16 protein-coding genes are annotated in these 19,523 nt (G+C 68.4%); 11 read left to right on the forward strand and 5 right to left on the reverse strand.

Annotated elements, in window-relative coordinates:
• Nucleotides 1-296 precede the first annotated feature (296 nt).
• Complete coding sequence (locus ACIQNU_RS06135) at nucleotides 297-3,425, forward strand: efflux RND transporter permease subunit (protein ID WP_401361390.1); 3,129 nt, start codon at nucleotides 297-299, stop codon at nucleotides 3,423-3,425.
• Nucleotides 3,426-3,514: 89 nt separating this feature from the next.
• On the opposite strand, the gene nadA is transcribed toward ACIQNU_RS06135, so the two are convergent.
• Nucleotides 3,515-4,693, reverse strand: coding sequence for a quinolinate synthase NadA (gene nadA, locus ACIQNU_RS06140; protein ID WP_401361392.1), 1,179 nt, complete (start codon nucleotides 4,691-4,693; stop codon nucleotides 3,515-3,517).
• 336 nt (nucleotides 4,694-5,029) lie between these two features.
• On the opposite strand from nadA, the gene ACIQNU_RS06145 reads away from it, so the two are divergent.
• Nucleotides 5,030-5,383, forward strand: coding sequence for a HesB/IscA family protein (locus ACIQNU_RS06145; protein ID WP_401361394.1), 354 nt, complete (start codon nucleotides 5,030-5,032; stop codon nucleotides 5,381-5,383).
• Nucleotides 5,384-5,472: 89 nt separating this feature from the next.
• Here the strand turns inward: ACIQNU_RS06145 and ACIQNU_RS06150 are convergent, their stop codons facing one another.
• Both ACIQNU_RS06150 and ACIQNU_RS06155 read right to left on the reverse strand, forming a co-directional pair.
• Nucleotides 5,473-6,936, reverse strand: coding sequence for a hypothetical protein (locus ACIQNU_RS06150; protein WP_401361396.1), 1,464 nt, complete (start codon nucleotides 6,934-6,936; stop codon nucleotides 5,473-5,475).
• 118 nt (nucleotides 6,937-7,054) lie between these two features.
• Nucleotides 7,055-7,273 (reverse strand): hypothetical protein, encoded by a 219-nt coding sequence (locus tag ACIQNU_RS06155; RefSeq protein ID WP_401361398.1) that lies wholly within the window; start codon nucleotides 7,271-7,273, stop codon nucleotides 7,055-7,057.
• A gap of 138 nt (nucleotides 7,274-7,411) precedes the next feature.
• Here ACIQNU_RS06155 and ACIQNU_RS06160 point away from each other — a divergent pair, with 138 nt between their 5' ends.
• Nucleotides 7,412-8,386 carry a carbohydrate kinase family protein gene (locus ACIQNU_RS06160; RefSeq protein WP_401361400.1) on the forward strand — a complete coding sequence of 325 codons (975 nt, stop codon included), beginning with the start codon at nucleotides 7,412-7,414 and terminating at the stop codon, nucleotides 8,384-8,386.
• A gap of 10 nt (nucleotides 8,387-8,396) precedes the next feature.
• Here ACIQNU_RS06160 and ACIQNU_RS06165 read toward each other — a convergent pair whose 3' ends face one another.
• Nucleotides 8,397-9,773, reverse strand: a complete 1,377-nt coding sequence (locus ACIQNU_RS06165; protein WP_401361402.1) for a cysteine desulfurase/sulfurtransferase TusA family protein — start codon at nucleotides 9,771-9,773, stop codon at nucleotides 8,397-8,399.
• 307 nt (nucleotides 9,774-10,080) lie between these two features.
• On the opposite strand from ACIQNU_RS06165, the gene coxB reads away from it, so the two are divergent.
• From coxB to ACIQNU_RS06185, 4 genes are all read left to right on the forward strand, one after another.
• Nucleotides 10,081-11,073, forward strand: coding sequence for a cytochrome c oxidase subunit II (coxB, locus tag ACIQNU_RS06170; protein WP_401361404.1), 993 nt, complete (start codon nucleotides 10,081-10,083; stop codon nucleotides 11,071-11,073).
• Nucleotides 11,070-12,815 (forward strand): cytochrome c oxidase subunit I, encoded by a 1,746-nt coding sequence (ctaD, locus tag ACIQNU_RS06175; protein WP_401361406.1) that lies wholly within the window; start codon nucleotides 11,070-11,072, stop codon nucleotides 12,813-12,815. Before coxB ends, ctaD begins: the two co-directional genes overlap by 4 nt.
• On the forward strand, nucleotides 12,812-13,210 hold the full coding sequence (locus tag ACIQNU_RS06180; RefSeq protein ID WP_401361408.1) for a cytochrome c oxidase subunit 4: 399 nt from the start codon (nucleotides 12,812-12,814) through the stop codon (nucleotides 13,208-13,210). Before ctaD ends, ACIQNU_RS06180 begins: the two co-directional genes overlap by 4 nt.
• A 157-nt stretch (nucleotides 13,211-13,367) precedes the next feature.
• Entirely contained in the window at nucleotides 13,368-14,630 is a 1,263-nt protein-coding gene (locus ACIQNU_RS06185) for an Ig-like domain-containing protein (protein WP_401361410.1), read from the forward strand.
• 61 nt (nucleotides 14,631-14,691) lie between these two features.
• Here the strand turns inward: ACIQNU_RS06185 and ACIQNU_RS06190 are convergent, their stop codons facing one another.
• Nucleotides 14,692-15,093: a hypothetical protein gene (locus ACIQNU_RS06190; RefSeq protein WP_401361412.1), complete on the reverse strand. Its 402-nt coding sequence runs from the start codon at nucleotides 15,091-15,093 to the stop codon at nucleotides 14,692-14,694.
• 174 nt (nucleotides 15,094-15,267) lie between these two features.
• Between ACIQNU_RS06190 and ACIQNU_RS06195 the strand changes: the two genes are divergently transcribed.
• The 4 genes from ACIQNU_RS06195 to ACIQNU_RS06210 all read left to right on the forward strand — a co-directional run bounded on the left by ACIQNU_RS06195 (nucleotide 15,268) and on the right by ACIQNU_RS06210 (nucleotide 19,472).
• The gene (locus ACIQNU_RS06195) at nucleotides 15,268-15,888 is read left to right on the forward strand and encodes a heme-copper oxidase subunit III (protein ID WP_401361414.1); all 621 of its coding nucleotides are present in this window, start codon (nucleotides 15,268-15,270) and stop codon (nucleotides 15,886-15,888) included.
• A 76-nt stretch (nucleotides 15,889-15,964) separates the two neighbouring features.
• A complete protein-coding gene (locus ACIQNU_RS06200) occupies nucleotides 15,965-16,774 on the forward strand; it encodes a c-type cytochrome (protein ID WP_401361416.1) in 810 nt (269 codons plus the stop codon).
• A complete protein-coding gene (locus ACIQNU_RS06205) occupies nucleotides 16,771-17,829 on the forward strand; it encodes a Rieske 2Fe-2S domain-containing protein (protein ID WP_401361418.1) in 1,059 nt (352 codons plus the stop codon). Before ACIQNU_RS06200 ends, ACIQNU_RS06205 begins: the two co-directional genes overlap by 4 nt.
• Nucleotides 17,826-19,472 (forward strand): cytochrome bc complex cytochrome b subunit, encoded by a 1,647-nt coding sequence (locus ACIQNU_RS06210; RefSeq protein ID WP_401361420.1) that lies wholly within the window; start codon nucleotides 17,826-17,828, stop codon nucleotides 19,470-19,472. Before ACIQNU_RS06205 ends, ACIQNU_RS06210 begins: the two co-directional genes overlap by 4 nt.
• Nucleotides 19,473-19,523: the final 51 nt, after the last annotated feature.

Here is a 19,523-nt window from a genome sequence, read left to right on the forward strand (position 1 = left end):
CGGGCCCTGGCGCCGCACCTCGCCGCGTTGTCGTCGGTCGCCAGGGCGCCGCCCTGACTCCCTCCTCCGCCTTGCGATGCACGGCACCAGACCCCGCTCCCTGATCCGGCCTGATCCAAACGAAAGACCACTAGACCCGAAGGTGTATGGCGCGTACTCCGCCCGCAGTATGCGCCGCATAAGGGAAAGGGACCTGGGGGCGAGGAAGACGGGTTCGGGCATGGCGCAAGGTGTATCCCGGGGGGTTCAGATATCCCTCCTCCTGCCGCGCAAGCCACAGAAGAGAGACCGCACCCATGTCCTGGCTGTCGAAATTCAGCCTCGCCCAGCGGGCCCTGATAGGACTGATGTCGATCATCGCGATCGTCTTCGGTGCCATCGCGATACCCCAGCTCAAGCAGCAGTTGCTGCCCACCATCGAACTTCCGATGGTGTCCGTCCTGGCCCCGTACCAGGGTGCGTCTCCCGATGTGGTCGAGAAGCAGGTCGTCGAACCGCTGGAAGACAGCATCAAGGCGGTCGACGGCATCACCGGTGTCACCTCCACGGCGAGCGAGGGCAGCGCCGTGATCATGGCCCAGTTCGACTTCGGGGGCGGCGGCACCAAGCAGCTCGTCGCCGATGTCCAGCAGGCCGTGAACCGCGCCCGCGCCCAACTGCCCAACTCGGTCGACCCGCAGGTCATCGCCGGCTCGACGGACGACATCCCGACCGTCGTCCTCGCCGTCACCTCGGACAAGGACCAGCAGGCGCTCAAGGACCAGCTCGACCGTACGGTCGTACCCGAGCTGAGGAACATCGACGGCGTCGGCCAGGTCACCATCGACGGCGTCCGCGACCTCCAGGTCACCGTCACCCCGAACGACAAGAAGATGGCGCAGGCCGGTCTCACATCGGCGGCGCTCGGCCCGGCGCTCCAGGCGGGCGGCGCCACCGTCCCGGCCGGCTCCTTCGACCAGGACGGCAGCAACCGCACGGTCCAGGTCGGCGGCGGCTTCACCTCGCTGAAGCAGATCGAGGACCTGATGATCACGGGCCAGGGCGGCACGCCGCCCGTACGCCTCGGTGATGTCGCCTCGGTGAAGCAGGAGCCGTCGAAGGCGACCTCGCTCACCCGCACCAACGGCAAGCCCAGCCTCGCGGTCGCGCTCACCATGGACCAGGACGGCAGCGCCGTCGCCATCTCCGACGCGGTCAAGGACAAGCTGCCCGACCTCCGCAAGGACCTCGGCTCCGGCGCCACGCTCACCGTCGTCAGCGACCAGGGCCCCGCGGTCTCCAAGTCCATCGACGGCCTCACCACCGAGGGCGCGCTCGGTCTGCTCTTCGCGGTCCTCGTGATCCTGGTGTTCCTGGCGTCGATCCGCTCGACGCTGGTCACCGCGGTCTCCATCCCGCTCTCGATCGTCCTCGCGCTGATCGTCCTGTGGACCCGCGACCTGTCGCTCAACATGCTGACCCTCGGTGCCCTGACCATCGCCATCGGCCGCGTCGTGGACGACTCGATCGTGGTCCTGGAGAACATCAAGCGCCACCTCGGCTACGGCGAGGAGCGCGAGGAGGCCATCCTCAAGGCGGTCAAGGAGGTCGCGGGCGCCGTGACCGCCTCGACCCTGACCACCGTCGCGGTGTTCCTGCCGATCGGTCTGGTCGGCGGCATGGTCGGCCAGCTGTTCGGCTCGTTCAGCCTGACCGTGACGGCGGCGCTCCTCGCGTCCCTGCTGGTCTCGCTGACCGTCGTCCCGGTGCTCTCGTACTGGTTCCTGCGGCCCCCGAAGGCCGCGCGGGGCGTCGACCCCGACGAGGCGCGCCGCCTGGCGGAGGAGAAGGAGGCCAAGAGCCGCCTCCAGCGCGTGTACGTGCCGGTGCTGCAGTTCGCCACCCGCCGCCGCTTCACCAGCCTCGCCATCGCGATCCTGGTGCTCGTCGCGACCTTCGCGATGGCGCCCCTGTTGAAGACCAACTTCTTCGACCAGGGCGAGCAGGAGATCGTGACGATCAAGCAGCAGCAGAAGCCGGGCACCAGCCTGGCGGCGACCGACGCGTCCGCGAAGAAGATCGAGACGATGCTCGAAGGCATCGACAACGTCAAGGACTACCAGGTCACCATCGGCTCGTCCGGCTTCATGGCGGCCTTCGGCGGCGGCACGGACACCAACCAGGCTTCGTTCCAGGTCACGTTGGAGGACAAGGCGACCTTCGACAAGACCCGGGACCAGATCGAGGAGGGGCTCGGCAAGCTCTCCGGCATCGGTCAGACGACGCTCTCCGCCGGTGACGGGTTCGGCAGCCAGGACCTCAGCGTCGTGGTGAAGGCCGCGGACGGCGACGTGCTGCGCAAGGCGGCCGACGAGGTCCGGGACACCGTCGCGAAGCTGGACGACGTCACCGACGTCCAGAGCGACCTGTCGCAGTCCGTCCCGCGGATCTCCGTCACCGCCAACGACAAGGCCGCGGCGGCCGGTTTCAACGATGCCACGCTCGGCGCCGCCGTCACCCAGGCGGTGGGCGGCTCGGTCAGCGGCAAGGCGACCCTCGACGACACCGAGCGCGACATCGTCGTCCGGTCCGCGAACCCCGCCGAGACCCTGGACCAGCTCAAGGCGCTGCCGCTCGGTCAGGTGAAGCTCGGTGACATCGCCACCGTGAAGCTGGTCGACGGTCCGGTCTCCATGACCCGGATCGACGGTCAGCGGGCCGCGACCATCACGGCCCGGCCGACCGGCGACAACACCGGCGCGGTCAGCACCGAACTCCAGTCGAAGATCGACTCGCTGAAGCTGCCCGACGGCGCCACCGCGTCCATCGGCGGTGTCTCGGAGGACCAGGACGACGCGTTCAAGAACCTGGCCCTGGCGATGCTGGCGGCCATCGCGATCGTCTTCATGCTGCTGGTCGCGACGTTCCGCTCGCTGATCCAGCCGCTGATCCTGCTGGTGTCGATCCCGTTCGCGGCGACCGGCGCGATCGGCCTGCTGCTCCTCACCGGTACGCCGATGGGTGTGCCCGCGATGATCGGCATGCTGATGCTCATCGGCATCGTCGTCACCAACGCGATCGTGCTGATCGACCTGATCAACCAGTACCGGCGCCAGGGCTACAGCACGGTCGAGGCCGTCATCGAGGGCGGCCGGCACCGGCTCCGCCCGATCCTGATGACGGCGCTGGCGACGATCTTCGCGCTGCTGCCCATGGCGCTCGGCGTCACGGGCGAGGGCGGATTCATCGCCAAGCCGCTCGCGGTGGTCGTGATCGGCGGACTGATCTCGTCGACGCTGCTGACCCTGCTCCTCGTCCCGACGCTGTACGCGTTCGTCGAACTCCGCAAGGACAAGCGACGCGCCAAGCGCGAGGCGAAGCGGGCGGGCGGCGACGGGGGCGTCCCGCCGCAGGCGACGGAGGCACCGGAGCCGGCACAGGTCTGACGGCCGGGTTCCACCGGTAGCGCACAAGAGGGGCCCGGGGTACGCACGTACCCCGGGCCCCTCTCAGGTTCTGTCCACGGAAGAGTCCGTTACGGAAGAGCCAGCATCCGCTCCAGCGCGAGCTTCGCGTACTTCTCCGTCTCGCGGTCCACCTCGATGCGGTTGACCAGGTTCCCCTCGGCCAGGGACTCCAGGGTCCACACCAGGTGCGGGAGGTCGATGCGGTTCATGGTCGAGCAGAAGCAGACCGTCTTGTCGAGGAAGACGACCTCCTTGCCCTGGTCGGCGAAACGGTTCGCCAGGCGCCGTACGAGATTCAGCTCCGTACCGATCGCCCACTTCGAACCGGCGGGCGCCGCCTCCAGCGTGTTGATGATGTACTCCGTCGAGCCGACCTGGTCCGCCGCCGCGACGACCTCGTGCTTGCACTCGGGGTGCACCAGGACGTTGACGCCGGGGATCCGGGCCCGTACGTCCTCGACGGACTCCAGCGAGAAGCGGCCGTGCACGGAGCAGTGGCCCCGCCACAGGATCATCTTCGCGTCGTGCAACTGCTCGGCGGTCAGACCGCCGCCGGGCTTGTGCGGGTTGTAGACGACGCAGTCGGCCGGCGAGAGACCGAGGTCGCGGACGGCGGTGTTGCGCCCGAGGTGCTGGTCCGGCAGGAAGAGCACCTTCTCACCCTGCGCGAAGGCCCACTCCAGGGCGCGGCGCGCGTTGGACGAGGTGCAGATCGTGCCGCCGTGCCGGCCCGTGAACGCCTTGATGTCCGCGGACGAGTTCATGTACGAGACGGGCACGACCTGCTCGGCGACGCCCGCGTCCGTCAGCACGTCCCAGCACTCGGCGACCTGCTCGGCGGTCGCCATGTCGGCCATCGAACAGCCGGCCGCGAGGTCGGGCAGGACGACCTTCTGGTCGTCGCCTGTGAGGATGTCCGCGGACTCGGCCATGAAGTGCACACCGCAGAAGACGATGTACTCGGCCTCCGGGCGCGCGGCGGCGTCCCTGGCCAGCTTGAACGAGTCACCCGTGACGTCCGCGAACTGGATGACCTCGTCGCGCTGGTAGTGGTGCCCGAGTACGAAGACCTTGTCCCCGAGCTTCTCCTTGGCCGCGCGGGCGCGCTCCACCAGGTCCGGGTCGGACGGTGACGGCAGGTCTCCGGGGCACTCCACGCCCCGCTCGCTGCGCGGGTCGGCCTCGCGGCCGAGCAGCAGCAGGGCGAGCGGGGTCGGCTGGACATCCAAGGGCTGGGCGGTGGTCACGTCACGCACCCTTTCTTCTCTGCGAGGGATGGCCCCGGGGCGCTGCTCCGCGCCGCTCGGGGCTCTCGGGCGGCCCGCGGGCTCGTGCCCCGGCCCCCCTTTTCGTCTATTTGACGCTATCTATCATAACTGCTTCACGTCACTTTGACGATGGCCATCGCGTCGATGTGACGCATCACCGGCAGCCGCGACCATGCCGGTCCGCGGGCCCATGTGCGAGCATGGAAGCGCACGCGAAAAGCGAGCGGAAAGACACCCCAGGCCCGGAATGAATCCGCGGCCCCGCCGGTTGCACACGTCGGCAAGCAGTCTCCGTACAACCCGGGAGAGATGTAGATGTCCGTATCGGACGAGACCACGACCACCGACGGCATCGTTCTGTCCGACGCCGCCGCGGGCAAGGTCAAGGCCCTGCTCGACCAGGAAGGCCGGGACGACCTGGCGCTGCGCGTCGCCGTCCAGCCCGGCGGCTGCTCCGGCCTGCGGTACCAGCTCTTCTTCGACGAGCGCTCCCTCGACGGCGATGTCGTCAAGGACTTCGACGGCGTCAAGGTCGTCACCGACCGGATGAGCGCCCCGTACCTCGGCGGCGCCTCCATCGACTTCGTCGACACCATCGAGAAGCAGGGCTTCACGATCGACAACCCGAACGCCACGGGCTCCTGCGCCTGCGGTGACTCCTTCAGCTAAAGCACCCTCGCGGGTCTGACTCGCGGGTACGACGGTGGCGGCGCCCCGCATCACACAGGGGCGCCGCCACCGTCGTACCCGATGCCTTTTCAGCGCTCCTGGGGCGTGCCCTTCGGTGCGGTCTTCGACACCGCCTTGCCGTGCGCGTCCACGACTGTCCGGTCACCGAGGGGCGCGTCGAGCCGCACGGTCCGCTTCTCGAACTTGGCCATCGCGACGCAGAGCTGCCCCTTCTCCCCGGTCTCGGTCACCTTCACGGTCACCTCGTCGCCGCTCGCGCTCGCCGACGCCTCGTACGTGCTGCACACCCCGGCCGTGAAGTGCACCGTCAGCTCCGATCCGGACGCCTGGTACCAGTCGACGGGGACGCTACGGGTGACCGTCTCACCGGACGGCGGCTGCGAAACCGTCTCGGGCACCGCCAGATACGCGGGGTCCACCGCCGGATACGTCACCGTGAACGCGTCCCCCGCGCCCGGCGCCCGCACCTCGAACAGCCAGGACGGTACGAGCGCCTGCCGCCCGGCGACCGACTGGGCCGCGAGGCCGAAGGTGGCGCCCTTGACGTCGAGCGGCGCCCGCTTCGGCAGGTCGGTGGCCGACCCGTCGCCGCACGGCTGCTCCAGCCGGTCCTTGTGCGGGACGGGCGTCGCGCAGCCACCGATACCGACGCGCGAACCGCCCTCCTTGTTCAGCAGCTCCAGCGTCTCCCGGGCACCGAGTACCGGATACGTCGCCGCCTTCGCCGGCGCCTTCACCTGGCCGCTCCCGCCGACGACTTCACCACTCGCCGCGACCCGCACCCCGGTCGTCCACCCGTAGGTGGGCAGCCCGCCCACCGTCGGCTGCGCGTTCACCACCCGTACCGCACCCATGAGTTGACCCGCGTCGAGCTTCGCGTCGTCCTGGCCCAGGGCCTTCAGCACGGGAGCGGCGGCGGCCTTCGCGGTCCGCTCGGTCACCGGCTTCGCGGTGTCCGTGCCCTTCGGGGCGGTCGAGGTGCAGGTGGTCGCGGACTCGCAGTTGTCGGTGCCCTGCGCGTACCGCGAGAACGTCCAGGTGCCCGGCGCGTTCGTGTCCACCCGCAGTACCGGACCCGAGCCGTCCTTTGCGGCACCCACGACCCATGCCCCACCGGACCGCTGAGGCGTGCCCGCCACGCCCAACGCCTTTGCCAGCCGCCCCACTTCACCCGCGCCGACCTCGCCGTCCGGCCGGTACACGGCCGCGCTGCCCGGCCCGTCCGGCAGCGGACCCACCGCCCTGTACGCCGTCCCGTTCGGATCGGGCTCACCCGGCGCGATGCCCGGTGCCGAACTCCCCGCATCCGCCGGTACACCCGCGTACCCGTCCAGCGCGAGCGGTGGCGGTGTGGCCCCCCGGCCGCTCGGCGCGGCGGACTTGTCGTCGCCAGGGCCGCTGTCCGACGCGGTCGCGAGATACGCGCCGCCGCCCCCGGCCAGCAGCACCGCCGCCGCGACGGAGACGATCGTCCACGGGGAACGGCGCGCTCGCTGCCCGGTCGTGTCGTGGTCGTCCCGCTCGGTGCTCACCGCATCGCCCCTTCATTGCCCATGTCCCCCGCGCGGGGGACAGCGATGGGACGCACCGGGGGAGCGCACGGTTCCCCCGCGCGCCCCAGGAGGTACGGGGGTTTCCGGTACGGGCGTCTCAGTCGCCGTACTCGGACATGGCGTCGAGCAGCTTCGCCGACGCGGCGGGGACGACCACGCCGTGGATCCCGGGGGCGAAGGACGACGGCACCGGTCGCGGGGCGGCATCGTGCGGCGCCCTCCAGTGCGGCGCCATCCGGGCGCAGTCGCCGCGCAGTGAGGCGAGCCCGCCTTCGAGGTCGAGCGGAGCGGAATCCCGGAACCGGAAGTTCGTCATACGGGCACCGTAAGCACCCCGGACCCCGGCAAAAAAGACCTACTATCGGGTAGTTTTCCCACTTCGGCGCTGTTACCGGTGGCGCGGCGACCCGATAGCGTGAGATGTCAGCGCCGTCCACCCAGGAGCAGCCTCGCCGTGCGTATCGCAGTCACCGGCTCCATCGCCACCGACCATCTGATGACCTTCCCCGGCCGTTTCGCCGACCAGCTCGTCGCGGATCAGCTGCACACGGTCTCCCTCTCCTTCCTCGTCGACAGCCTCAATGTCCGCAGGGGTGGTGTCGGGGCGAACATCGCCTTCGGAATGGGACAGCTCGGCGCGACCCCGATCCTGGTGGGCGCGGCAGGCGCCGACTTCGACGAGTACCGGGCCTGGCTGGACCGGCACGGCGTCGACACCGCCTCCGTCCGTATCTCCGAAGTGCTGCACACCGCCCGCTTCGTCGTCACCACCGACGCCGACCACAACCAGATCGGCTCCTTCTACACGGGCGCGATGAGCGAGGCCCGTCTCATCGAACTCAAGGCCGTCGCCGACCGCGTGGGCGGTCTCGACCTCGTCCTCATCGGCGCCGACGACCCGGAGGGCATGCTCCGGCACACCGAGGAGTGCCGCACCCGGTCGATCCCGTTCGCCGCCGACTTCTCGCAGCAGATCGCCCGGATGAACGGCGACGAGATCCGGATACTGCTCGACGGCGCGACCTACCTCTTCTCCAACGAGTACGAGAAGGGGCTCATCGAGTCCAAGACCGGGTGGTCCGACGAGGAGATCCTCGGCCGGGTCGGGCACCGGGTCACCACCCTCGGCGCGCGGGGCGTCCGTATCGAGCGGACCGGCGACGACCCGATCGAGGTCGGAGTGGCGCAGGAGGAGGCCAAGGTCGACCCGACCGGTGTCGGTGACGCCTTCCGCGCCGGATTCCTGTCCGGCCTGGCGTGGGGCGTCGGCCTGGAGCGGGCGGCCCAGGTCGGCTGCATGCTCGCGACCCTGGTCATCGAGACCCTGGGCACCCAGGAGTACCAGGTACGCAGGGGCCACTTCATGGAGCGCTTCGTCAAGGCGTACGGGGACGAGGCGGGCAACGAGATCCGGGCCCACTTCGGCTGACCCCCCGGGATCAGTGGGTGCGGCGGACCACGTAGGCCGCACCCACGGGCGCCGGGCGCTCGCCCACGTACTCCTGGTCCCGCATCTCGCACCACGCCGGAATGTCGAGCCGGGCCGCCTCGTCGTCGGCGAGCACCGTCACGGTGCCGCCGACCGGCACGTCCCCGATCACCTTGGCCAGCTCGATCACCGGGATCGGGCAGCGCTTGCCCAAGGAGTCGACGACCACGGACGTGCCGGACACCTCGGCCCTGGACACCGGGGCGCCCAGCCGCTCGCGGACCGAGGCGACCACACCCGGCAGCACCCCGAGGAACCGGTCCACCTCCGCACCGGTCACGCCCAACGGCAGCGACACCCGGACATTGCCCTCACTCAGCACCCCCATCGCCTTCAGCACATGGCTCGGCGTCAGCGTGCTGCTCGTACAGGACGAGCCGGACGACACCGAGAAGCCCTCGCGGTCCAGCTCGTGCAGCAGGGTCTCCCCGTCGACATAGAGACAGGAGAAAGTGACGACGTGGGGCAGCCGCCGTACCGGGTCGCCCACCACCTCCACATCCGGCACCAGCGAGGGCACCCGCGCCCGGATCCGCTCCGTCAGCTCCCGCAGCCGCGCCCCTTCGGCCGCCGCGTCGGCCCGTACCGCCCGCAGCGCGGCAGCCGCCGCCACGATCGCGGGGATGTTCTCGAAGCCGGCCGCCCGCCCCGACTCCCTTTCGTCGGCGGGCCCTTGAGGCGCGAACCGCGCCCCCTTGCGCACCGCGAGCAGCCCGACACCCGCCGGACCGCCCCACTTGTGCGCGCTCGCCGTCAACAGCGACCACCCCCCGGCCACCGGCCCCCACCCGAGGGACTGCGCCGCGTCCACCAGGAGCGGCACCCCCGCGGCGCCGCACACCTCGGCGACCTCGGCCACCGGCTGCTCGGTGCCCACCTCGTGGTTCGCCGACTGGAGACACGCCAGCGCCGTGTCCGCCCGCAGCGCGCCGCCGTACGTGTCCACCGCGACCGCGCCCGACCGTGACACGGGCACCTCGGTCACCTCACCGCCGGCCGCCGCGTGCACCTCGGCGGAGTGCAGCACCGCGGAGTGCTCGACCGCCGACACCACCAGATGACGTCCGGTGCGGCGCCGGCCCGCGAGCGCCCCGGCGATGCCGGAGTGCAGCGCACGCGTACCCGAAGAGGTGAAGACCAGCTCGTCCGGACGGCAGCCCACGGCCTCCGCCGCCGCCTCGCGCGCGGCGTCGAGCAGCATGCGGGCGCGCCGCCCCTCGCGGTACAGCCGCGCCGGGTCCGCCCACCCCTCGTCGAGCGACGCCTGCAACGCCTGCCGGGCGACGGGATGCAGCGGAGCGGAGGACGCGACATCGAAATAGACCACGTCAGTACGCTAACCCGCGGGCCGCGCAGCGCTTCGGAAGGGGCGTCGCGAGAGGCGTCGGAAGGGCCGTCAGAACGGCACATCAAGCGCCCGATCCGGGCCGTTCCGCACGGCTCCCACCAGCCCTGGCCACCCCTTCGGGGAGTCGGACGGCGCGTTGGGCACCCTCCCCGCGCGACCCCAAATAGCGTCCAGTAGGGTTTGCCCCGCATAAACATCCAAACCCCTGCCCGCGGCAGGGGGCGGCGACCGACCAGCGTGGAGGCCGCAGCCGACCGCGCGGGCGAGACTCTCGGGAAGGCGCTACGTGAGTCCCAACGGCTCCGACCTCCCCCACTGCCTGAAGGGCGTGGGAGGTACCCCCAAGTTGCGGCGCCCGATGCGGCGAAAGCTGGTCCAGGCACTGACCGCGGGCCTGGTCCTGGCGACCGCCACCGGTTGCACATACAAGGACTTTCCCCGCCTCGGTATGCCCACCCCGGTCACAGAAGAGGCTCCGCGGATCCTCTCGTTGTGGCAGGGGTCCTGGGCAGCCGCGCTCGCCACGGGCGTACTGGTGTGGGGCCTGATCCTGTGGAGCGTGTTCTTCCACCGGCGCAGCCGCACCAAGGTCGAAGTTCCCCCGCAGACCCGGTACAACATGCCGATCGAGGCGCTGTACACCGTGGTCCCGATCATCATCGTCTCGGTGCTGTTCTACTTCACGGCCCGCGACGAGTCGAAGCTCCTCGACCTCGGCAAGAAGCCCGACCACACGATCAACGTGGTCGGCTTCCAGTGGAGCTGGGGGTTCAACTACATCGAGGATGTGCCCGGTTCGACGGGCAACGCCAAGACGGACCCGAACCTGGCGGCCATTCCGGACCGGTTCGAGGACGCCTACCCGGCCAACGCCGGCGGAGTCTACGACGTCGGTGTCCCCGGTGACCGCAACCCGCAGACGGGCAACCCGGGCCCGACGCTCTGGCTCCCCAAGGGAGAGACGGTCCGCTTCGTCCTCACGTCGCGCGACGTCATCCACTCCTTCTGGGTCGTGCCCTTCCTGATGAAGATGGACGTCATCCCGGGCCACACCAACGCCTTCCAGGTGACCCCCAACAAGGAGGGCACCTTCCTCGGCAAGTGCGCCGAGCTGTGCGGCACCGACCACTCCCGCATGCTCTTCAACGTGAAGGTCGTCTCGCCCGAGCGCTACCGGCAGCACCTCAAGGAGCTGGCGGACAAGGGTCAGACCGGTTACGTCCCGGCCGGCATCGCGCAGACGACCCACGAAAAGAACCGGGAGACGACGAACCTGTGAGCATCCTCAACGAATCCCAGGGTGCCGCCGAGGCCGACGACTCGTACGAGAACGAGTTGCCGGTCAGGCGTAAGCGGCCAGGAAGTGTCGTGGTCTCGTGGCTGACGACCACGGACCACAAGACCATCGGTACGTTGTACCTGGTCACGTCATTCGCGTTCTTCTGCATCGGTGGAGTCATGGCGCTGTTCATGCGCGCCGAACTGGCCCGGCCGGGTACGCAGATCATGTCGAACGAGCAGTTCAACCAGGCGTTCACGATGCACGGCACGATCATGCTGCTGATGTTCGCGACGCCGCTGTTCGCCGGTTTCGCGAACTGGATCATGCCGCTGCAGATCGGCGCGCCGGACGTGGCGTTCCCGCGGCTGAACATGTTCGCCTACTGGCTGTACCTCTTCGGCTCGCTGATCGCGGTGGGCGGGTTCCTGACGCCGAGCGGCGCGGCGGACTTCGGCTGGTTCGCGTACTCGCCGCTGTCGGACGCGGTGCGCTCGCCGGGTATCGGCGCCGACATGTGGATCATGGGTCTGGCGTTCTCCGGTTTCGGCACGATCCTGGGCTCGGTCAACTTCATCACCACGATCATCTGCATGCGGGCGCCGGGCATGACGATGTTCCGTATGCCGATCTTCGTGTGGAACGTGCTGCTGACCGGTGTGCTGGTCCTGCTGGCGTTCCCGGTGCTCGCGGCGGCGCTGCTGGCACTTGAGGCGGACCGGAAGTTCGGTGCGCAGATCTTCGACCCGGCCAATGGCGGCGCGTTGCTGTGGCAACACCTGTTCTGGTTCTTCGGGCATCCAGAGGTCTACATCATCGCCTTGCCGTTCTTCGGGATCATCTCGGAAGTGATCCCGGTGTTCTCGCGGAAACCGATGTTCGGTTACTCGGGTCTGATCGGCGCGACGATCGCGATCGCCGGTCTCTCCGTGACCGTGTGGGCGCACCACATGTATGTCACCGGTGGTGTGCTGCTGCCCTTCTTCTCCTTCATGACATTCCTCATCGCGGTACCGACCGGTGTGAAGTTCTTCAACTGGATCGGCACGATGTGGAAGGGGTCGTTGTCGTTCGAGACACCGATGCTGTGGGCGGTCGGCTTCCTGATCACCTTCACCTTCGGCGGTCTCACCGGCGTGATCCTGGCGTCGCCGCCCATGGACTTCCATGTCTCGGACTCGTATTTCGTGGTGGCGCACTTCCACTACGTCATCTTCGGCACCGTCGTGTTCGCGATGTTCTCGGGCTTCCATTTCTGGTGGCCCAAGTTCACGGGCAAGATGCTCGACGAACGCCTCGGGAAGATCACGTTCTGGACGCTGTTCGTCGGCTTCCACGGCACCTTCCTCGTCCAGCACTGGCTGGGCGCCGAAGGCATGCCGCGCCGGTACGCCGACTATCTGGCGGCCGACGGCTTCACCGCCCTGAACACCATCTCCACGATCAGCTCGTTCCTCCTCGGACTCTCCGTCCTGCCGTTCTTCTACAACGTGTGGAAGACCGCCAAGTACGGCAAGAAGGTCGAGGTCGACGACCCCTGGGGCTACGGCCGTTCGCTGGAGTGGGCCACGTCCTGCCCGCCGCCGCGGCACAACTTCCTCACGCTGCCCCGGATCCGCTCCGAATCCCCGGCGTTCGACCTCCACCACCCGGAGATCGCGGCGCTGGACCAGCTCCAGAACGCGGGCTACGGCCCCACCGGTGACGCCCTCACCGCGGGTGGCAAGGAGGCCGGCAAGTGAAGATCCAAGGCAAGATGTTCATCTGGCTGAGTGTCTTCGTCCTCGCCATGGCAGTGGTCTACGGCGTGTGGTCGAAGGAGCCGGCCGGTACCACGGCGCTCTTCCTGACGTTCGGCCTGTGCATCATGATCGGCTACTACCTGGCCTTCACGGCCCGGCGGGTCGACGTGGGCGCGCAGGACAACAAGGAGGCCGACGTCGCGGACGACGCCGGCGAGGTGGGCTTCTTCAGCCCGCACAGCTGGCAGCCCCTGACGCTCGCCACCGGTGGCGCGCTCGCCTTCTCGGGCATCGTCTTCGGCTGGTGGCTGCTGTTCTTCTCGCTCCCGTTCATCCTGGTCGGGCTCTGGGGCTGGGTCTTCGAGTACTACCACGGCGAGAACCAGAACCAGTAGGACGCTTTTTTCCAGCACGGCACTCGGGCCCGGATTCTCCTCCTGGAGGGTCCGGGTCCGCCGTTTGCCTCAAGGGTTCCCCCTTTGCCGTAAAGGTCCCCCCTCGGACGGCTCACCCGCCGCGCTGGCGCGCGCGAAGCTTCTTACCGTGAGCTACATGAGCCACACACCGCGTACCCGTACGGTACTGAGCTGCAGTCTGCTGGTGGTCGCCCTCTGCGTGGGCGGCACCGCCTGCGGCGAATCCGACGACCATCCCCTGTCGGCGAAGCCGTACGACGCGGCGCGCCAGATCGTCTTCAACGGGCCCACGGGCAACCAGAAGGCGGACCCCGACAAGCCCCTCGAAGTCACGTCGAAGGGCGGCGAGGGACGCATCACCGATGTGACCGCGACCGACGCCGTGGGCCGCTACGTGGCGGGAGAACTCTCCGCCGACGGCACCCGCTGGCACACCACCGTCCCGCTGGCCGCGGCGGCCCACTACACCCTCCACGTCAGCACCGAGGACAAGGAGGGCGCCCCCGGCAACAAGGTCATCACCTTCGACACGGGAACCCCGAAGCAGAAGAACACCCTGGAGGTCAGCTTCGGGCCCGACGAGGGCACCTACGGTGTCGGACAGCCCGTCATCGCCGAACTCAGCGAGCCCGTCAAGGACGCGGCGTCGCGCAAGATCGTGGAGCGCGGCCTCAAGATCGAGTCGAAGCCCGTCGTGGACGGCGCCTGGTACTGGATCGACGACCAGACCCTGCACTACCGCCCCAAGGAGTACTGGCCCGCCGACTCGAAGATCACGGTCCGCTCCAATCTGAACGGCATCAAGGTCGCCGACCGTCTCTGGGGCGAGGAGACGAAGCCCCTGAACCTCACCATCGGCGACCGCATCATCGCCGTCACCGACGCCTCGGCCCACTCCATGACCGTGTACCGCAACGGCGAGGAGATCAACGAGATCCCGGTCACCACCGGCAAGCCCGGCTACGAGACCCGCAACGGAATCAAGGTCATCCTCGGCAAGGAATACTTCGTACGGATGCGCGGTACCAGCATCGGCATCTCCAGCAGCAGCTCCGACTCCTACGACCTGCCCGTGTACTGGGCGACCCGGGTCACCTGGAGCGGTGAGTACGTGCACGCCGCACCCTGGTCCGTCGGCTCCCAGGGAGCCGCCAACGTCAGCCACGGATGCACCGGCATGAGCACCGGGAACGCCGCATGGTTCTTCGAGACCGTGAAGGAGGGCGACCTGGTGAAGGTCATCAACAGCAACGGCGAGGACATGGACGCGTTCGGGAACGGCTACGGCGACTGGAACCTGGACTGGGGCGACTGGGAAGAGGGCAGCTCGCTGATCGGCAAGGCCAAGGACCGCAGGCCCCCGGCCGCCCAGATCGCCCGGCTGCGCCCCCAGGTCTGACACCGGGTCACACGTACGGGGTGACACGTACGGGCGGCACTGGACCGCCCGTACGACCCGTTCAGACGTCCAGGGAGAGCCGGCCGCGGATCAGGCGGGCCAGTGCGTCGGCGAACTCGACCGGGTCGATCGGAAGGGTCACCGCGGCCTCTGCGCGGCTCCAGGTGGCCAGCCAGGCGTCCTGGGGCCGTCCCATGAGCAGCAGCACGGGCGGGCAGTTGAAGACCTCGTCCTTGATCTGCCGGCAGACACCCATCCCGCCGGCGGGCACCGCCTCGCCGTCGAGCACGCACACGTCGATGCCGCCGCGGTCCAGTTGCTTGAGCACCGCGGGCAGGGTGGCGCACTCGATGAACTCGACCTCGGGAACGTCGGTCGCGGGCCTGCGGCCGGTCGCCAACCGGACCTGCTCGCGGGTGTTCGCGTCATCGCTGTACACCAGCACCGTGGCGGTCGGCTGCATGGTTCCTCCGTGTCGCTGGGCCTTGATCGGATCCGATGCCGCGGATGCTACTCCCTCACCCACCGCGTCAACACCGGTTCGGACACCGCTTCGATGGGCCATCCGGGCTGGGCAGACGCGATGGACGCGCCGAACGGCACCCCCGGAGTGAGCGCAAGATAAGCGACCGACATAATGTCGGTCGTGGCGACAGCAACGACAGTAGACACCGGGCCCGCGCACCCGTCGGTCAACCGACCGAACCTCACCAGCGTCGGAACCATCATCTGGTTGAGTTCCGAGCTGATGTTCTTCGCGGCCCTCTTCGCGATGTACTTCACCCTGCGATCGGTGACCGGTCCCGCGCACTGGAAGGAAATGGCGCACAGCCTCAACATTCCTTTCTCGGCGACCAACACCACGATCCTGGTGCTCTCCTCCCTCACCTGCCAGCTCGGTGTGTTCGCCGCCGAGCGCGGTGATGTGAAGAAGCTCCGGATGTGGTTCATCGTCACCTTCATCATGGGTGCGATCTTCATCGGCGGTCAGGTATTCGAGTACACCGAGCTGGTCATCAAGGACGGGCTCTCGCTCTCCTCCGACCCGTACGGCTCGGTGTTCTATCTGACCACCGGCTTCCACGGACTGCATGTGACAGGCGGACTGATCGCCTTCCTGCTGGTCCTGGGCCGCACCTACGCGGCCAGGAGGTTCACCCACGAGCAGGCGACCGCCGCGATCGTCGTGTCCTACTACTGGCACTTCGTCGATGTCGTGTGGATCGGCCTCTTCGCCACGATCTACTTGATCAAGTAATCGGGTGGCGGCCCGGAAGCCGCCCGCCCGACACCCAGAAGCATCGACGCAGAAGATCCTGACACCGGGGTAATCCGTGAAAAAGCTCTCCGCACGACGACGCCATCCGCTGGCTGCTGTCGTCGTCCTACTCCTCGCGCTGGCGGCCACCGGGGGGCTGTACGCCGTGTTCGCCCCGGCGGACAAGGCGCAGGCCGACACAACCGCCCAGTCCCTCGCCATCGAAGAGGGGAAGAAGCTGTACGCCGTGGGCTGCGCGAGCTGCCACGGCACCGGCGGTCAGGGCAGTACCGACGGCCCGCCCCTGGTGGGTGTCGGCGCCGCCGCCGTCGACTTCCAGGTCGGCACCGGGCGTATGCCGCTCCAGCAGCAGAGCGCGCAGGCGCCCAAGAAGAAGGTCATCTACTCGCAGGCCGAGATCGACCAGCTCGCCGCGTTCGTCGCGTCGCTCGGCGCCGGTCCGGAGATCCCGACCAAGCAGCAGTACGACCCCGCCGGAGCGGACGCCGCCAAGGGCGGTGAGCTGTTCCGCACCAACTGCGCGCAGTGCCACAACTTCACCGGCCAGGGCGGTGCGCTGACCCACGGCAAGTACGCGCCGAGCCTGGAGGGCGTCAGCCCCAAGCACCTCTACGAGGCCATGCAGACCGGCCCGCAGAACATGCCGTCCTTCCCGGACACGACGATGACCGAGCAGAACAAGAAGGACATCATCGCGTACGTCGACGCCGTCAACGGTGACAAGACCGTGAGCCCCGGCGGTCTCAACCTGGGCGGCCTCGGGCCGGTCAGTGAGGGCCTGTTCGCCTGGATCTTCGGACTCGGCGCGCTGATCGCCGTCGCCGTCTGGGTCGCCGCTCGGACCGCAAAGGCCAAGAAGTCATGAGTAGCCAAGACATTCCAGAAGAGAACCTGCCCGCTGAGCAGGACACCGCCCACGGGACCGTCGCCCTCGCGGACACCGACAACCCGTTCGCGGACCCCGGACTGCCGCCGCACGAGCACCGTGTCCAGGACATCGACGACCGGGCCGCCAAGCGCTCCGAGCGCGTCGTCGCCTTCCTGTTCACGCTGTCGATGCTGGCCGCCGTCGGCTTCATCGCCTCCTACGTGGGCATCCCCAAGGACAAGCCCATCTACGTGTGGCCGCTCGGCCACATCAACGCGCTGAACTTCGCGCTGGGCATGACCCTCGGCGTCGCCCTCTTCTGCATCGGCGCGGGCGCGGTCCACTGGGCCCGCACCCTGATGTCCGACGTGGAGATCGCCGACGAGCGGCACCCGATCGCGGCCGAGCCCGAGGTCAAGGCCAAGGTCCTCGCCGACTTCAAGCAGGGCGCCAAGGAGTCCGCGCTCGGCCGGCGCAAGCTGATCCGCAACACCATGTTCGGCGCGCTGACCCTCGTACCGCTTTCCGGTGTGGTGCTGCTGCGCGACCTGGGCCCGCTGCCCGGGACCAAGCTCCGGCACACCGCCTGGCGCAAGGGCAAGCTGCTCGTCAACATGAACACGAACGAGCCGCTGCGTCCCGAGGACATCGCCGTCGGCTCGCTCACCTTCGTCAAGCCGGAGGGCCTGGAGGAGCACGACCACGACTTCCAGGTCGAGATCGCCAAGGCCGCCGTGATGGTCGTGCGGATCCAGCCGCAGAACATCAAGGACAAGCAGGAGCTGGCCTGGTCGCACGAGGGCATCGTGGCGTACTCCAAGATCTGCACCCACGTCGGCTGCCCGATCAGCCTCTACGAGCAGCAGACGCACCACGTCCTCTGCCCGTGCCACCAGTCCACCTTCGACCTCTCCGACGGCGCCCGGGTCATCTTCGGCCCGGCCGGGCACGCCCTGCCGCAGCTGGAAATCGGAGTGAACGCGGACGGATACCTTGAGGCGCTCCGCGACTTCGCAGAGCCCGTCGGTCCTTCCTTCTGGGAGCGCGGATGAGTACTGAGAAGAACGAGACGAACGAGAGCGGCAGCGCGCGCCGCGAGGCACCCGCGGGTGAGCGCGTCGCCGACTGGGCGGACGGCCGGCTGGGGATCTACTCCCTGGCCAAGGCCAACATGCGCAAGATCTTCCCGGACCACTGGTCCTTCATGCTGGGCGAGGTCTGCCTCTACAGCTTCATCATCATCATCCTGACCGGTGTGTATCTGACGCTGTTCTTCCACCCCTCGATGAACGAGGTGGAGTACACCGGCAGCTACATCCCGCTCCAGGGCCAGCTGATGTCCGAGGCGTTCAACTCGACGATGCACATCAGCTTCGACGTCCGCGGGGGTCTGCTGATCCGGCAGATCCACCACTGGGCGGCGCTGATCTTCCTGGGCGGCATGTTCGTCCACATGATGCGCGTCTTCTTCACGGGTGCGTTCCGCAAGCCCCGTGAGATCAACTGGATGTTCGGCTTCCTGCTGTTCGTCCTCGGCATGTTCACCGGCTTCACCGGCTACTCGCTCCCCGACGACCTGCTGTCCGGCACCGGCGTCCGCTTCATGGAGGGCGCGGTCCTGTCCGTGCCGATCGTGGGCACGTACCTGTCGTTCTTCCTGTTCGGCGGAGAGTTCCCCGGCGGGGACTTCGTGGCCCGGTTCTACTCGGTGCACGTCCTGCTGCTGCCGGGCATCATGCTCGGCCTGGTCGTCGGCCACCTGATCCTGGTCTTCTACCACAAGCACACGCAGTTCGCGGGCCCCGGCCGGACCAACAAGAACGTCGTCGGCATGCCGCTCCTCCCGGTCTACATGGCCAAGGCCGGAGGCTTCTTCTTCCTGGTCTTCGGTGTCATCGCGGTCATCTCGGCGCTCGTCACGATCAACCCGATCTGGGCGCTCGGCCCCTACCGCCCGGACCAGGTGTCCACCGGCGCACAGCCCGACTGGTACATGGGCTTCTCCGAAGGCCTGATCCGCACCATGCCGGGCTGGGAGATCAACTTCCTGGGCCATACGCTCGCCCTGGGCGTGTTCATCCCGCTGATGATCTTCCCGCTGGTCCTGGTCGCCATCGCGGTGTACCCGTTCATCGAGTCCTGGGTCACCGGCGACAAGCGCGAGCACCACATCCTGGACCGCCCGCGCAACGCCCCGACCCGTACCGGTGTCGGTGTCGCGTGGATCACCTGGTACGTGGTCATGCTGATCGGCGGTGGCAACGACCTCGTCGCCACGCACTTCCATCTGTCGATCAACGTCATCACCTGGTTCGTACGGATCGCGTTCTTCGTGGCGCCGGTCGTCGCGTTCCTCATCACCAAGCGGATCTGTCTCGGCCTCCAGCGCCGGGACCGGGACAAGGTGCTGCACGGACGCGAGTCCGGCATCATCAAGCGCCTGCCGCACGGTGAGTTCATCGAGGTCCACGAGCCGCTCAACCAGCAGGCGCTGCACACGCTCACCGCGCACGAGCAGTACCGGCCGGAGGAGATCGGCCCCGAGGTCGACGAGAACGGCGTCAAGCGCAAGATCTCGCGCGGCCAGAAGCTGCGGGCCAAGCTGTCCAAGGGCTACTACGGCGAGGACGGCCAGATCCCGAAGCCGACGGTCGAGGAGTACGAGGAGATCACCAGCGGTCACGGTCACCACTGACGCCCTGGTCGCCATCAGGTCGCCACAGCGAGAGCCCCGTCCACAGCCCGG

Origin of the sequence: Streptomyces sp. NPDC091292 (assembly GCF_044757265.1) — a bacterium.
Lineage (GTDB): Bacteria > Actinomycetota > Actinomycetes > Streptomycetales > Streptomycetaceae > Streptomyces.

Coding starts and splice junctions, on each gene's coding strand:
- ACIQNU_RS06135 (WP_401361390.1), top strand. CDS start 297: ATGTCCTGGCTGTCGAAATTCAGCCTCGCCCAGCGGGCCCTGATAGGA.
- ACIQNU_RS06145 (WP_401361394.1), top strand. CDS start 5,030: ATGTCCGTATCGGACGAGACCACGACCACCGACGGCATCGTTCTGTCC.
- ACIQNU_RS06155 (WP_401361398.1), bottom strand. CDS start 7,273: ATGACGAACTTCCGGTTCCGGGATTCCGCTCCGCTCGACCTCGAAGGC.
- ACIQNU_RS06185 (WP_401361410.1), top strand. CDS start 13,368: ATGAGCCACACACCGCGTACCCGTACGGTACTGAGCTGCAGTCTGCTG.
- ACIQNU_RS06190 (WP_401361412.1), bottom strand. CDS start 15,093: ATGCAGCCGACCGCCACGGTGCTGGTGTACAGCGATGACGCGAACACC.
- ACIQNU_RS06195 (WP_401361414.1), top strand. CDS start 15,268: ATGTCGGTCGTGGCGACAGCAACGACAGTAGACACCGGGCCCGCGCAC.
- ACIQNU_RS06205 (WP_401361418.1), top strand. CDS start 16,771: ATGAGTAGCCAAGACATTCCAGAAGAGAACCTGCCCGCTGAGCAGGAC.
- ACIQNU_RS06210 (WP_401361420.1), top strand. CDS start 17,826: ATGAGTACTGAGAAGAACGAGACGAACGAGAGCGGCAGCGCGCGCCGC.